The 12,981-nt window shown below is 72.4% G+C and carries 13 protein-coding genes; 6 read left to right on the top strand and 7 right to left on the bottom strand.

Features of this window, described 5'->3' with window-relative positions:
- Position 1: 1 nt before the first annotated feature.
- Positions 2-1,615, bottom strand: coding sequence for a carboxyl transferase domain-containing protein (locus AC6CQV_RS12280; RefSeq protein ID WP_498259615.1), 1,614 nt, complete (start codon positions 1,613-1,615; stop codon positions 2-4).
- Positions 1,616-1,690: 75 nt separating this feature from the next.
- Between AC6CQV_RS12280 and AC6CQV_RS12275 the strand changes: the two genes are divergently transcribed.
- Entirely contained in the window at positions 1,691-2,182 is a 492-nt protein-coding gene (locus AC6CQV_RS12275; RefSeq protein WP_498259614.1) for a MarR family winged helix-turn-helix transcriptional regulator, read from the top strand.
- Here AC6CQV_RS12275 and AC6CQV_RS12270 read toward each other — a convergent pair.
- Positions 2,167-2,655, bottom strand: a complete 489-nt coding sequence (locus tag AC6CQV_RS12270) for a MarR family winged helix-turn-helix transcriptional regulator (RefSeq protein ID WP_060959942.1) — start codon at positions 2,653-2,655, stop codon at positions 2,167-2,169. The two genes, AC6CQV_RS12275 and AC6CQV_RS12270, sit on opposite strands and share 16 nt — an antisense overlap.
- 169 nt (positions 2,656-2,824) lie before the next feature.
- Between AC6CQV_RS12270 and AC6CQV_RS12265 the strand changes: the two genes are divergently transcribed.
- Together AC6CQV_RS12265 and AC6CQV_RS12260 are read left to right on the top strand one after the other, a co-directional pair.
- Positions 2,825-3,151: a DUF7882 family protein gene (locus AC6CQV_RS12265; protein WP_061782473.1), complete on the top strand. Its 327-nt coding sequence runs from the start codon at positions 2,825-2,827 to the stop codon at positions 3,149-3,151.
- Positions 3,148-3,495, top strand: a complete 348-nt coding sequence (locus AC6CQV_RS12260) for a hypothetical protein (RefSeq protein ID WP_061782474.1) — start codon at positions 3,148-3,150, stop codon at positions 3,493-3,495. The genes AC6CQV_RS12265 and AC6CQV_RS12260 overlap by 4 nt, the downstream gene beginning before the upstream one ends.
- A gap of 19 nt (positions 3,496-3,514) precedes the next feature.
- On the opposite strand, the gene AC6CQV_RS12255 is transcribed toward AC6CQV_RS12260, so the two are convergent.
- Complete coding sequence (locus AC6CQV_RS12255) at positions 3,515-3,868, bottom strand: hypothetical protein (RefSeq protein ID WP_060959939.1); 354 nt, start codon at positions 3,866-3,868, stop codon at positions 3,515-3,517.
- 48 nt (positions 3,869-3,916) lie between these two features.
- Positions 3,917-4,519: a TetR/AcrR family transcriptional regulator gene (locus AC6CQV_RS12250; RefSeq protein ID WP_191009511.1), complete on the bottom strand. Its 603-nt coding sequence runs from the start codon at positions 4,517-4,519 to the stop codon at positions 3,917-3,919.
- Positions 4,520-4,591: 72 nt separating this feature from the next.
- Here AC6CQV_RS12250 and AC6CQV_RS12245 point away from each other — a divergent pair, with 72 nt between their 5' ends.
- Together AC6CQV_RS12245 and AC6CQV_RS12240 are read left to right on the top strand one after the other, a co-directional pair.
- Positions 4,592-6,646 (top strand): beta-galactosidase, encoded by a 2,055-nt coding sequence (locus tag AC6CQV_RS12245; RefSeq protein WP_498259613.1) that lies wholly within the window; start codon positions 4,592-4,594, stop codon positions 6,644-6,646.
- Positions 6,643-7,224, top strand: coding sequence for a DUF1349 domain-containing protein (locus AC6CQV_RS12240; RefSeq protein ID WP_498259612.1), 582 nt, complete (start codon positions 6,643-6,645; stop codon positions 7,222-7,224). The genes AC6CQV_RS12245 and AC6CQV_RS12240 overlap by 4 nt, the downstream gene beginning before the upstream one ends.
- A gap of 15 nt (positions 7,225-7,239) precedes the next feature.
- Here the strand turns inward: AC6CQV_RS12240 and AC6CQV_RS12235 are convergent, their stop codons facing one another.
- Genes AC6CQV_RS12235 through rhaI form a run of 3 tightly spaced genes read right to left on the bottom strand, consistent with a single transcriptional unit; the run spans position 7,240 to position 11,853 of the window.
- A complete protein-coding gene (locus AC6CQV_RS12235) occupies positions 7,240-8,652 on the bottom strand; it encodes a rhamnulokinase (RefSeq protein WP_498259611.1) in 1,413 nt (470 codons plus the stop codon).
- Positions 8,649-10,685 carry a bifunctional aldolase/short-chain dehydrogenase gene (locus AC6CQV_RS12230; protein WP_498259610.1) on the bottom strand — a complete coding sequence of 679 codons (2,037 nt, stop codon included), beginning with the start codon at positions 10,683-10,685 and terminating at the stop codon, positions 8,649-8,651. The genes AC6CQV_RS12235 and AC6CQV_RS12230 overlap by 4 nt, the downstream gene beginning before the upstream one ends.
- A 1-nt stretch (position 10,686) precedes the next feature.
- The gene (gene rhaI / locus AC6CQV_RS12225; protein WP_191009516.1) at positions 10,687-11,853 is read right to left on the bottom strand and encodes an L-rhamnose isomerase; all 1,167 of its coding nucleotides are present in this window, start codon (positions 11,851-11,853) and stop codon (positions 10,687-10,689) included.
- A gap of 119 nt (positions 11,854-11,972) precedes the next feature.
- On the opposite strand from rhaI, the gene AC6CQV_RS12220 reads away from it, so the two are divergent.
- On the top strand, positions 11,973-12,977 hold the full coding sequence (locus AC6CQV_RS12220) for a LacI family DNA-binding transcriptional regulator (protein ID WP_101305481.1): 1,005 nt from the start codon (positions 11,973-11,975) through the stop codon (positions 12,975-12,977).
- Positions 12,978-12,981 lie beyond the last annotated feature (4 nt).

The following is a 12,981-nucleotide window of genomic DNA, read 5'->3' as shown; positions in this document are numbered from 1 at the left end:
ATCACATCCGGAAGACGCCGTAGCCGGCGTCGGGCATCGGGGCGCGGGCGACGACGTCGAGGGCGAGCCCCAGCACGTCGCGGGTCTGCGCGGGCTCGATCACCCCGTCGTCCCAGAGGCGCGCGGTGGAGTAGTAGGGGCTGCCCTGGTGCTCGTACTGCGCACGGATCGGCGCCTCGAACGCCTCCTTCTCGGCGGTGGTCCAGGGGGTGCCGGCGGCGTCGAGCTGCTCGCCGCGCACCGTGGACAGGACGGACGCCGCCTGCGGCCCGCCCATGACCGACACCCGCGCGCCGGGCCAGAGCCAGAGGAACCGGGGCGAGTAGGCGCGCCCGCACATCGAGTAGGTGCCGGCGCCGAACGAGCCGCCCACGACGACCGTGAGCTTGGGCACCCGCGCGCACGCGACGGCGTTGACCATCTTCGCGCCGTGCTTCGCGATGCCGCCGTGCTCGTACTCGCGGCCGACCATGAAGCCCGTGATGTTCTGCAGGAACAGCAGCGGGATGCCGCGCTGGTCGCACAGCTCGACGAAGTGGGCGCCCTTGAGCGCCGACTCGCCGAAGAGCACGCCGTTGTTCGCGACGATGCCGACGGGGTGGCCGTGGAGGTGCGCGAAGCCGGTGACGAGCGTCTCGCCGTACTCGCGCTTGAACTCGCTGAAGCGACTGCCGTCGACGAGGCGGACGATGATCTCGCGGGCGTCGTAGGGCGTGGTCAGCTCGACCGGGACGACGTCGTACAGCGAGTCCGGGTCGTGCACCGGCGGGTCCGCGGGCCCGAGCCGATACGGCAGCGGCGCCGGCTCGGGCACCGTCGCGACGATCTCGCGGACGATGCGCAGCGCGTCCGCGTCGTCGGCGGCCAGGTGGTCGGTGACGCCGGAGATGCGCGAGTGTGTGACGCCGCCGCCGAGCTCTTCGGCGCTGACCACCTCGCCGGTCGCGGCCTTCACGAGCGGCGGGCCGCCGAGGAAGATCGTCCCCTGATCGCGGACGATCACGGTCTGATCGCTCATCGCCGGGACGTACGCGCCGCCGGCGGTCGAGGAGCCCAGGACGGCCGCGATCTGCGCGATGCCGTCCCGCGACATCCGGGCCTGGTTGTAGAAGATGCGTCCGAAGTGGTCGCGGTCGGGGAACACCTCGTCCTGGAGGGGGAGGAAGGCGCCGCCCGAGTCGACGAGGCAGATGCACGGCAGACGGTTCTCCGCGGCGACCTCCTGCGCGCGCAGGTGCTTCTTCACGGTCATCGGGTAGTACGTGCCGCCCTTGACGGTCGCGTCGTTGGCGACGACCATGACGTGCCGACCGTGCACGAGCCCGATCCCCGCGACGACCCCGGCCGCGGGCGCCTCGCCGTCGTAGAGGCCGTCGGCGGCGAGAGGGGCGAGCTCGAGGAAGGGGCTGCCGCGGTCGAGCAGCAGATCGATCCGGTCGCGCGCCAGCAGCTTGCCGCGCGCGGTGTGCCGGCGCCGCGACGGTTCGGGGCCGCCGAGGGCCGCGGCCTCCCGCTTCGCCCGCAGCTCCGCGACGAGGGCGCGATACCCGTCCGTGGTCGTCGTCGACACGGCATCCTCATTTCGGTTATCAATCAGTAACCCGATCAGGAACATAGCGCCTGCGCCGCCGAATGTCCACCGTCGGCGCCGTTCTGGGACGGCGCGGCGCGCGTGGGGCACAATGATGCGATGAGCACGACGCCCGATCAGCCCGCGTCCTACTGGTACGTGGACGACGATGCGCGGTCGACGTCGGTCATGGAGGCCATGCGCTCCTACCGGGCGGCCGAGGTCGCGATGCGTCGACGGACGCAGCAGTCGATGGACATGGGCGAGAACGAGCTGCTCGTCCTGCGCTTCCTCGCCCGGGCGCGACTGCGGGGCGAGCCGGTGACCCCCGTGACGCTGAGCAGATATCTCGGCATCACCTCGGCATCCACGACGGCGCTGCTGGATCGCCTGGAGAGGTCGGGGCACATCACGCGCACGCCGAACCCGGGGGACCGGCGCAGTGTGCTGATCGCGTCGAGCGAGAAGTCAGACCTCGAGGTGCGTCACACCCTGTCGGCGATGCACGAGCGCATGATGGCGGTCGTGCGCGAGATGGACGAGGACCAGCGCAACACCGTCATCCGGTTCCTGGATGCGATGCGCGTGGCCGTGGATCACATCGACGCGTAGTCGCGCGAGACGACCGATCCGGCGATCTCGTCGGCGGCGCCGGTCGCGGCGTCCAGGAAGCTCAGCACGGCGGCCCGCCCCGACGGGTCGAGCCTGCGGATGGCCGCGGCCACGCGGTTCTCGAAGGCGTCGACGAGGTCGGCGACCTCCGCCGCGGCCCGTTCGGTCGGCGCGATGAGGATGCTGCGACGGTCGGTGGGGTGGTTCACGCGCTGCACGCTGCCGAGGCGCTCCAGGCGGTCCAGCAAGGCGGTCGTGGATGCCGAGCTGATGCCGAGGTGGCGGGAGATCTCGCTCGGTTTGACGTCCAGGCCGTCGCGGTCGCAGGCGAGGACGTACTGAAGGATGCGCAGTTCGTTCTCGCCCAGTGCGGCGTTGGCCCGGACGCGCTGATGCATCTGCGCGTCCGCGGCCCGGAAGCGCGCGAGCGCATCCAGGACATCGGTCGTGCCGGATGTGTGTGTGGTCGTCACCGCACTCACCTCCACTCAGAGTCGGCGCCCGTAAAGGGTTCGGTGACACCAATATAGCTCATGATATATCTCGCTTGACTAACTACTTATTCACGGAATAACCTACTTCACGACAGATCCACCGCTGCGGCGAGGCCGAGCCCGACGCGCACCGAATGAGGGAGTCACGATGGGACGCTTGTACTACGGCAACACCAGCGACGCGATCGAGGTCGACGACACCGACCTGGCTCACCTGAGGATGGTGGCGATGACGAAGCTGCGTCGTTCCGAGGGCTTCAGCCTCACCTTCTCGTCGCCGACGCGTGGCCGCAGCGCCCTCTGGGTGCACTGCGCCATCCCGCTGCGCTTCGAGTTCGATGCGGCGGAGCCGATCCGCCTGGAGCCGGCCCGCGTCAACGAGCTGGCCCAGGCCGCCGCCTCCGCGGCGGGCATCGTCGTCGAGCTGGCCGCCGAGGCCGTGCCCTCGCGTGCCGAACTGGCGGCCGTCGCATGAGCGTGCTCGCCCTCGCGTCGGCGCCCACCGGCCGCGTGACCTGGGCGGCCGTCAGCGACGGCTTCTACGTCGCCTCCCGCGTCGGTGACTACGTCGGATGCGTCGAGTGCACGCCCGACGGTCACTTCGTGGGGTTCGACTTCCGCTCCACCCCCGTCGGGCGCTACGCGTCGCTCGGGGAGGCGCAGCGCGCCGTCGGCGGCGCCCACGAGGCGCGCCCCCTGCTCCCGTCACCCGAGCCGTCGCCCCGCGCGCAGGCGCTGTGGCAGACCGCCGCCGCGATCAGCGGGGTGGTGGCGCTGGGCGCGCTCGCGACCGCGGTGCTCACGACACCGCTGGTGTGAGCGCGCGGGACGGCCGGCGCTAGGAGGCGCTCGCGGTCTCGGCGATGGCCTTCTCGGTGCGCTCCTGCAGGAAGCCGCACAGCTCGGCGACGGCGGCGAGATCGGAGGACAGGCGTGCGACGCCCGCGGCATCCAGGTCGAAGCTGTCGGCCCGCGCCTCGAACGTGACCACCCATCGCGGGCCCTCGTCGTGGACGACGGGCTGGATGTAGGTGACGGTGGAGGCGTTGCTCAGGGCGACGACGACGAGGCCCGAATCGGGCCCGGGGGTGTAGTCCTTCTCGAGGACGGAGATCGACGACTCGGCCGCCGGGTGGCCCGCGAGGTACTCGCGCACCCATGCTTCGACCGTCGCTTGATTGCGGTAGGGCATGGGACCTCGATCCTGGGTGTCGACGCGCCTGGCGGCCCGCCTGTCCCATTATGCCGTGCGCGGGCGCAGGAGCGAGGTCAGCAGGAGCTCCATCGCGGCGACGGGATCGGCGTCGTCGGCGAGCCAGCGGATCTGGATCCCCTCCCATCCCGTGACGATGAGGCCCGCCAGGGCCGTGTCGTCGTCGTGGATCGGCGCGATCCGCCCGCGGGCGCGGTCGTGGGCGATCAGCCCGGCGTAGTCCGTGATGACGGACGCGTAGCGGCGCTGGAGCCACTCGTGCGCCTCGTGCCCCGGGTAGGTCGCCTCGGCGGAGACGATCGAGAACATGCGCACGAGCTCGCGGCGGCCGAGGTTGCGCCGGACGACGCCGAGCACGGCCGGGAGCAGGCCGTCGCGCCGTGCGCGCTCGGGGAAGTCGGCGTCGGCGGCGTCCTCCTGCTCGAGCACCGCGGCCAGCAGTGAGACCTTGGTGGGGAAGTGGTGCATCACCGTGGTGAGGCTGAGGCCGAGCTCGGCGGCGATCTGCCGCAGCGACCCGCCGCGGTAGCCGTGCGCGCTGAAGATGGCGGTCGCCGACGCGATGATCTCGGACCGCCGCTCCGCCGACTTCGCGTACGGCCCGCGGCGAGCGGGCGACGAGGTGGCCATGGCATCAGAGCGTACCGCGCGACTCTCGGAAAAAACCGTGCATGTGCACGATATTCGTTATAGGATGCCGACATGGCAACGCACGCGCGGGAGTATCGCTGGGTTCGAGACGGAGCAGCGGGGGCAGGACGCATGCGCTATGGCGCGGACTACAACCCCGAGCAGTGGTCGCGCGACGTCTGGGCGGAGGACATGCGCCTCATGCGCGAGGCCGGCGTGAACATCGTCTCTCTCGCGATCTTCTCGTGGGCGCTGCTGGAGCCGCGTCCCGGCGAGTTCGACTTCGGCTGGCTCGACGAGGTCATCGACCTGCTCCACGAGAACGGGATCGACGTCGACCTCGCCACCGCCACGGCATCCCCGCCCGCGTGGCTCTCGCAGCGTCACCCCGAGATCCTGCCCCAGACCGAGGACGGCACCGTGCTGTGGCCCGGCGCCCGGCAGCACTGGCGGCCGACCTCGCCCGTCTTCCGCACGCACGCGCTGCGACTCGTGCGGGCCCTCGCCGAGCGCTATCGCGACCATCCCGCGATCGTCGCGTGGCACATCTCCAACGAGCTCGGCTGCCACAACCTCTACGACTACTCCGACGACGCCGCGGCCGCCTTCCGCACCTGGCTGCGCGACCGGTACGGCACCCTCGACGCCCTCAACGAGGCGTGGGGCACCGCCTTCTGGTCGCAGCACTACACGGAGTGGGAGCAGATCCTGCCGCCGCGCACGGCGCCCACCCACCGCAACCCCGGCCAGCGCCTCGACTTCGAGCGCTTCTCCTCGGACGCCGTGCGCGACCACCTGCGGGCGGAGGCCGCCGTGCTGGCCGAGCTCACCCCCGACATCCCCTTCACGACCAACTTCATGGTCGCCCAGAACGTCCGCGACATCGACTACCCGACGTGGGCGGGCGACGTCGACTTCATCTCGAACGACCACTACCTGCGCCCGGGTGAGCTGGGCCGCGACGACGTCTCCTTCTGGGCCAACCTCACGGGCAACATCGCCGAGGGACGCCCCTGGTTCCTCATGGAGCACGCCCCCAGCGCCGTCAACTGGCGCGAGGTGAACCCGCCGAAGCGCCCGGGGGAGCTGATGCGCGACGCCCTCACCCACGTCGGGCACGGCGCGGATGCCGTCTGCTTCTTCCAGTGGCGCCAGTCGCGCGCCGGAGGCGAGCGCTTCCACTCGGGGATGGTGCCGCACGCCGGCGAGCACAGCCGCGTGTTCCGCGACGTCGCCGCCCTCGGCGCGCGACTGGGGGAGCTCGGCGCCGTCACGGGCTCGCACCGCGAGCGCGCGCGCGTCGCGCTGGTCTTCGACTACGAGTCCTGGTGGGTCAGCGGCCGCGACTCCCACCCCTCCGACGCGCTGCGCTACGACGACGAGACCCTCGCCTGGTACCGGGCGCTGCTCGATCTCGGCGTCCGCGCCGACGTCGTCCCCGTCGCGGCGTCCCTCGACGGCTACGACGTCGTCGTCGCCCCGATGCTGCACGTCGTGCCCGACGCCCTGCGGACACGGCTCGAGCACGTGGTGCGAAGCGGGCGCCACCTCGTGACCACCGCCTTCTCCGGCATCGTCGACGAGCACGACCGGGTGTGGCTCGGCGGCTACCCCGGGGCGCTGCGGGAGGTGCTCGGCGTCACCGTCGAGGAGTTCGTCCCGCTTCTGGCCGACGAGACGGCGCGACTGGCCTCCGGGGCCGTCGCGACGCACTGGAGCGAGCGGATCAGCCACGTCGCCGACGATGTCGAGGTGCTCGACACCTACGCCGCGGGCGATCTGGCCGGGATGCCGGCGGTCACGCGTCGCCGCGTCGGCGCCGGGTCGGCCACATACGTCTCCGCCGACACCGGCCGTGACGGGGCGCGCGCGGTGCTGGAGCGCCTCGCGGGCGACATCGACGCGCTGGCCGGTGACCCCCTCGCCGCCGACGGCCGTCTCGAGGTCATCGTCCGCGTCGACGCCGCGCGTCGCCATGTCTTCGTCGTCAACCGCACCGACGACGAAGTCGTCGTGGACGATCCCGAGCTCGGCGCGCTGCGCGTGGCGCCCCGCGGTGTCGAGACGCGCAGCATCCCGGCGCAGGAGCCCGCGCTCGCCGGCGCGCACGGAAGGATGGACGCATGAGCGAACGCATCGACTGGAGCGCCGGCACCTGGACCACACCGCCCGCGGCGGCGGCGGTGCGCGAGGACGGGCTGGCCGTCGTCGCGGTCGAGGGCAGCGACGCCTGGCGCCGCACGGCCTACGGCTTCATCCACGACACCGAGCACGCGCTGCTGGCCCCGTTCGAGGTCGGCACGGCGATGGAGGTCGTCTTCATCGCCGACTTCACGGCGCAGTTCGATCAGGCGGGCCTGTTCGTGCGCGCCGACGACGAGCGGTGGATGAAGGCCGGCGTCGAGAACGCGGACGGGGTGCTCGGCGTGGGCGCGGTCGTCACCGACGTCATGTCCGACTGGTCGGTCGGCGCGGTGCCGGAGTGGGCCGGCCGCCGACTCCGCGTGCGGGTCAGCCGCGGACCCGACGCGCTGACGGTGCGCGCCGGCATCGACACCGAGCCGCTGCGTCTCGTGCGTGTCGCGCCGTTCGCGGGAGAGCTCGCCGCCCAGGCCGGCCCGTTCGTGTGCGCGCCGATGCGCGCCGGGCTCGAGGTCATGTTCGCCGAGTGGACGCGCACCGACGCCGACGCATCGCTGCACTGACGACGCGCCCCGCGATCACGTCTGCGGCAGGTAGCGACGCGGTGCGTGCGTCTGCGCGACCAGGTCGCGCAGCGCGTCGAGCGAGCCGCTGACGACGCCCGCGGCGCGTGCCTGCACCAGCACGTTGCCCAGCGCGGTCGCCTCGACGGGGCCCGCGAGCACCGGCATCCCGGAGCGGTCGGCGGTGCGCTGGCACAGCAACTCGTTGCGGGCCCCACCGCCCACGAGGTGGATCGTGCGCACGGCGACACGCCCCAGCCGGCTCGTCGTGACGACGGCGTCGGCGAAGGCCTGGGCGAGCGACTCCACGATCGCCCGCACATAGGCGGCGCGGGAGCGCGGCGGCGCGACGTCGTGCTCGGCGCACCAGGCGTCGATGCGGGCCGTCATGTCGCCGGGCGGCAGGAAGCGCGGATCGTCGACGTCGAACACGGGCACGGCGGAGGCCGGGACGAGCGCGGCCGCCGCGAGCAGCTCCGACAGGTCGGCGCCGGCGCCGTCGGCGGACCAGCCGCGCACCGCCTCCGTCAGGATCCACAGGCCCATCACGTTGTGCAGCAGACGCACCCGCCCGTCGACCCCGCCCTCGTTGGTGACGTGCGCGGCCGCGACGGCGTCGTCCAGCACCGGATGCTCCACCTCGACGCCGACCAGGCCCCACGTTCCGCAGGAGATGTAGGCGGCCGCGTCCGCCCGCATCGGCACGGCCACCACGGCGGAGGCCGTGTCGTGCGAGCCGACCGCCGTGACCGGGGCCGTCCCGCCCAGCGCCGCCGCGACGTGCGGCAGGAGCGCGCCGACCTGCTCGCCGGGCGCGATCAGCTCGGGAAGCAGCGACCGCGGCACGCCGAGCCGCGCGGCCAGATCGTCGTCCCAGCGGCGGGTGCGCGCGTTCAGCAGCCCCGTCGTGGACGCGTTGGTGAGCTCGGCCCGGGCCCGGCCGGTGAGCCAGTATGCGATCAGGTCGGGGACGAGCAGCGCCGTGTCGGCGATCGCGAGCACCTCGGGCGGCTCGGCGGCGAGCTGGTACAGCGTCGTGAAGGGCAGGAACTGCAGGCCGTTGCGGGCGAACAGCTCGGGGTACGGCACGCGGGCGTGCGCGCTCCCGACGCCGCGCTCCGTCCGCGCGTCGCGATAGTGGAACGGGAGGCCGAGCAGGCGCCCGTCCCGCAGCAGCCCGTAGTCGACGGCCCAGGAGTCGACGCCGATGCTCGCGATCGCGGGCTCGGCGCGGAACGCGTCGCGCAGGCCCCGCAGCGCCGCGGCGTACAGGCCGGGGATGTCGCCGTGCAGGCCGTCACCCAGGCGCAGCGGGGCATTCTCGAAGCGCGCGATCGTCGTGGTCTCCAGCGTGCCCCGGCCGACGTGCCCGAGGATGACGCGGCCGCTCGTCGCGCCCAGGTCGACGGCCGCGACCGCCGCGGTCATCGCAGGAACGCGGCGGCGACGCCGGAGTCGACCGGGATGTGCAGTCCCGTGGTGCGGCTGAGGTCGGGCCCGGTCAGCACCGCGACGGCGTCGGCGACGTTCTCGGGGACGACCTCGCGACCGAGGATCGTGCGGGCGGCGTAGAACTGCCCGAGCTCCTCCTCCTTCACGCCGTAGGTCGCGGCGCGGTTCGCGCCCCACCCCGAGGCGAAGATCCCCGAGCCGCGCACCACGCCGTCGGGGTTGATGCCGTTGACCCGCACGCCGTGCGCGCCCAGCTCGACGGCGAGCAGGCGCACCTGATGGGCCTGATCGGCCTTCGTCGCCGAGTACGCGACGTTGTTGGGGCCGGCGAAGACGCTGTTCTTCGACGAGATGTAGACGATGTCGCCGCCGAGGCCCTGGGCGATGAGCACGGAGGCCGCGGCCTGCGACACCAGGAACGAGCCCTTCGCCATGACGTCGTGCTGGAGGTCCCAATCGGCCTCCGTCGTCTCCAGCAGCGGCTTCGACAGCGACAGTCCCGCGTTGTTGACGACGAGGTCCAGGCCCCCGAACGCGAGCACGGCGTCGGCCACGGCGGCCCGCACGGCCTCGCCGTCGGCCACGTTCACGGCGACCCCGACGGCGACGTCGGCGCCCCCGAGCTCGGCGGCGGCCGCTCGGGCCTTCTCGAGGTCGAGGTCGGCCACCACGACGCAGGCGCCGGCCGCGGCGAGGCGGGCCGCGGTGGCCTTGCCGATGCCGCTCGCGGCGCCGGTCACGAGCGCGATGCGGCCCTGGTGGCTCTTCGGCGCGGGGCGGCGCTGCAGTTTCGCCTCCTCGAGCGCCCAGTACTCGATGCGGAACTTCTCCGCATCCGAGATCGGCGTGTACGTCGAGACCGCCTCCGCTCCGCGCATGACGTTGATCGCGTTGACGTAGAACTCGCCCGCCACGCGCGCGGTCTGCTTGTCGGCGCCGTAGGAGAACATGCCGACGCCCGGCACGAGCACGATCAGGGGATCGGCGCCGCGCATCGCCGGGCTGTCGGCCGTCGCGTGCGTCTCGTAGTAGTCGCGGTAGTCGGCGCGGTACTGGGCGTGCAGCTCCCGCAGTCGGGCCAGCTGCTGGTCGACCGACGCCGTCGCGGGCAGGTCGAGCAGCAGCGGCTTCACCTTGGTGCGCAGGAAGTGGTCGGGGCAGCTCGTGCCGAGCGCCGCCAGGGCGGGCGCCTTCTGCGAGGCCAGGAAGTCGAGCACGACCGGGGAGTCGGTGAAGTGTCCGAGCAGGGGGCGATCGGTGGAGACGAGCCCGCGGATCGTGGGGGCCAGCGCCGCCGCCCGGGCGCGCCGCTCGGCGGCGGGGAGCGCGTCGAATCCCTCACGGACGGCCCCGAACGGTGCGGGGTCGCCGTGCTCGGCCAGGTAGGCGGCCGCGGTGTCGATGATCCACGACGAGTTGCGCTCGGCATCGTCGGAGGTGTCGCCCCACGCCGTGATGCCGTGCCCGCCGAGGATCGTGCCGATCGCCTGCGGGTTCTCTGCGGCGATCGCCGCGATGTCGAGTCCGAGCTGGAAGCCGGGGCGCCGCCAGGGCACCCAGACGACGCGGTCGCCGAAGATCGTCCGCGTCAGCTCGGGCCCGTCGGCCGCCGTCGCGATCGCGATGCCCGAGTCGGGGTGCAGATGGTCGACGTGTGCGGCATCCACGAGGGCGTGCATCGCGGTGTCGATCGACGGCGCCGCGCCGCCCTTGCCGTGGAGGCAGTAGTCGAAGGCGGCCACCATCTCGTCTTCGCGGTCGACTCCGGGATAGTTGTCGACCAGCGCGCGCAGACGGTCCCGCCGCAGCACGGCCAGGCCCTCGGGCGCGAGGGTCCCCAGGTCGCCGCCCGAGCCCTTGACCCACAGCAGCTCGACCGGCGCGCCGGTGACCGGGTCGATGTCCTCGCCCTTGGCCGACGTGTTCCCGCCGGCGTAGTTGGTGTTCTTCGGGTCGGAGCCCAGGCGGTTGCTGCGCGCGATGAGCGCGGCGGCGGTGGGGTTCGTCATCTCAGGCACCCCATCCCGCCTGGACGCCGCCGACGCGCTCGTCGGCGATGGTGCGGGCGTAGCCGGAGGCGAGGTAGGCGGCCATCGGATCCGCGGGCAGCCCGCGGCTCTCCCGCCAGGTCGCCAGCTGCGGCCGGACGTCGGTCTGGAAGGCGTCCATGAGGATCGCGTTGGCCGTCAGCACGTCGTTCTCCTCCTGGGCGGCGGCCAGCGCGTCGCGATCGAGCAGCAGCGCCCGCGCGGTCATCTCCTGCACGTTGAGCACGGAGCGGATCTGGCCGGGGATCTTGTCCTCGATGTTGTGGCACTGATCGAGCATGAAGGCGACGTCCGGGTTGTTCAGCCCGCCGCCGCGGACGACCTCCACGAGGATCCGGAACAGCTGGAAGGGATCGGCGGCGCCGACGATGAGGTCATCGTCCGCGTAGAAGCGGCTGTTGAAGTCGAAGGAGCCCAGGCGCCCCAGTCGCAACAGCTGCATGACGATGAACTCGATGTTCGTCCCGGGCGCGTGGTGGCCGGTGTCCAGGCACACCATCGCCTTCTCGCCGAGCGCGGCCACCTGCACGTAGGACGTCCCCCAGTCGGGGACGTCGGTGTGGTAGAACGCCGGCTCGAAGAACTTGTACTCCAGCACGAGCCGCTGCGCGTCGCCGAGCCGCGCGTAGATCCGGGAGAGCGAGTCGTGCAGGCGGTCCTGACGCGCGCGCATGTCGTTCTGGCCGGGGTAGTTGGAGCCCTCGGCGAGCCAGATCTTCAGGTCGCGCGAGCCGGTCGCATCCATGATGTCGATGCAGGCGAGGTGGTGGTCGATCGCCTTGCGTCGGATGCGGTCGTCGTGGTGGGTGAGCGCGCCGAACTTGTAGTCCTCGTCCTGGAACGTGTTCGAGTTGACGGTGCCCAGCGCCACGCCGAGGTCTTCGGCGTGGCGGCGCAGCGCCGCGTAGTCGTCGACCGCGTCCCACGGGATGTGCAGCGCCACGGTCGGGGCGAGCGCCGTGTGGCGGTGCACCTGGGCGGCGTCGGCGATCTTCTCGAACGGGTCGCGGGGCGTGCCGGGAGTGGGGAAGACCCGGAAGCGGGTGCCGGAGTTGCCGAACGCCCACGAGGGCAGTTCGATCCCCTGGGCCTGGAGCGTGGACAGGTTCTCGGCTGACAGCGTCGTCATACTCTCGCGCTTTCGGTGTGGAATCCGCGCCTCCGCGGATCTCTGCTGTGAATCGTTTCAAAGAGTAGTGTGGTTGAAACGATTCGTCAAGCGGCGACGACGACCTCGGAGGAGCGTGGATGAGCGCCAGCGTCAAGGACGTCGCCGCGGCGGCGGCGGTGTCGGTGGGCACGGTGTCGAACGTGCTGAACCGGCCCGAGAAAGTCGCCCCCGAGACCGTCGCGCGCGTGCACCGGGCCATCGAGAGCCTCGGGTTCGTCCGCAACGACGCCGCCCGGCAGCTGCGCGCCGGGCGCAGCCGCTCCATCGGCCTGGTCGTGCTCGACACCGCCAACCCGTTCTTCGCCGAGGTCGCGCGCGGCGCGGAGGAGCGCGCCGCGCGCGACGGACTGGCGGTGCTGCTCGGCAACAGCGACCAGAACGCGCAGCGCGAGAGCGCCTACCTCGACCTCTTCCGCGAGCAGCGCGTGCACGGCGTGCTGCTCACGCCGCGCGACCTGGACCCCGCGCCGCTGCGACGGCTGGCGCTGGCCGGCATCCCCCTCGTCTTGGTCGACGGCGACATCCCGGGCGAGCAGATCCCCTCCGTCGCGGTCGACGACGTGCAGGGCGGGTACGCGGCGGTCGAGCATCTCCTCGCCCGCGGACGGCGCCGCATCGCCTTCGTGGCGGGGCCGCTGACGATCCGTCAGGTGTCCGATCGTCTCGCCGGCGCGCGCCGCGCGCTCGAGACGGCGCCGGATGCCGCGCTCGAGGTCATCGAGACGACGGCGCTGACGGTGCTCGCCGGTCGCGCGGTGGGCGAGCAGCTGGCGCTGCGCGCGCCCGCCGACCGGCCCGACGCCGTCTTCTGCGCCAACGACCTCCTCGCCGTCGGCGTGCTCCAGGGGGCCGCCATCCTGGGCGACATCCGTGTGCCGCAGGATCTGGCCATCATCGGCTACGACGACATCGACTTCGCGCAGGCGGCCGTCGTCCCCCTCAGCTCGATCCGCCAGCCGGCGCGGGAGATCGGTGCGACCGCCGTCGACCTGCTGCGCGAGGCCGCCGCGGCTCCCGGATCGCCCGCCCGCCACGTCCGCTTCAGTCCCGAGCTCGTGGTGCGCGCGTCGACGCAGGCGTGACGCG

It is taken from the genome of Microbacterium sp. EG9, assembly GCF_059759475.1.
Note: the sequence above shows the minus strand (reverse complement) of the source record. Positions and strands in the feature narration are given on the sequence as shown.

Coding starts and splice junctions, on each gene's coding strand:
- rhaI (WP_191009516.1), bottom strand. CDS start 11,853: ATGACGACGCTGTCAGCCGAGAACCTGTCCACGCTCCAGGCCCAGGGG.
- AC6CQV_RS12230 (WP_498259610.1), bottom strand. CDS start 10,685: ATGACGAACCCCACCGCCGCCGCGCTCATCGCGCGCAGCAACCGCCTG.
- AC6CQV_RS12250 (WP_191009511.1), bottom strand. CDS start 4,519: ATGGCCACCTCGTCGCCCGCTCGCCGCGGGCCGTACGCGAAGTCGGCG.
- AC6CQV_RS12280 (WP_498259615.1), bottom strand. CDS start 1,615: ATGTTCCTGATCGGGTTACTGATTGATAACCGAAATGAGGATGCCGTG.
- AC6CQV_RS12220 (WP_101305481.1), top strand. CDS start 11,973: ATGAGCGCCAGCGTCAAGGACGTCGCCGCGGCGGCGGCGGTGTCGGTG.
- AC6CQV_RS12240 (WP_498259612.1), top strand. CDS start 6,643: ATGAGCGAACGCATCGACTGGAGCGCCGGCACCTGGACCACACCGCCC.
- AC6CQV_RS12245 (WP_498259613.1), top strand. CDS start 4,592: ATGGCAACGCACGCGCGGGAGTATCGCTGGGTTCGAGACGGAGCAGCG.
- AC6CQV_RS12235 (WP_498259611.1), bottom strand. CDS start 8,652: ATGACCGCGGCGGTCGCGGCCGTCGACCTGGGCGCGACGAGCGGCCGC.
- AC6CQV_RS12275 (WP_498259614.1), top strand. CDS start 1,691: ATGAGCACGACGCCCGATCAGCCCGCGTCCTACTGGTACGTGGACGAC.
- AC6CQV_RS12255 (WP_060959939.1), bottom strand. CDS start 3,868: ATGCCCTACCGCAATCAAGCGACGGTCGAAGCATGGGTGCGCGAGTAC.
- AC6CQV_RS12265 (WP_061782473.1), top strand. CDS start 2,825: ATGGGACGCTTGTACTACGGCAACACCAGCGACGCGATCGAGGTCGAC.
- AC6CQV_RS12260 (WP_061782474.1), top strand. CDS start 3,148: ATGAGCGTGCTCGCCCTCGCGTCGGCGCCCACCGGCCGCGTGACCTGG.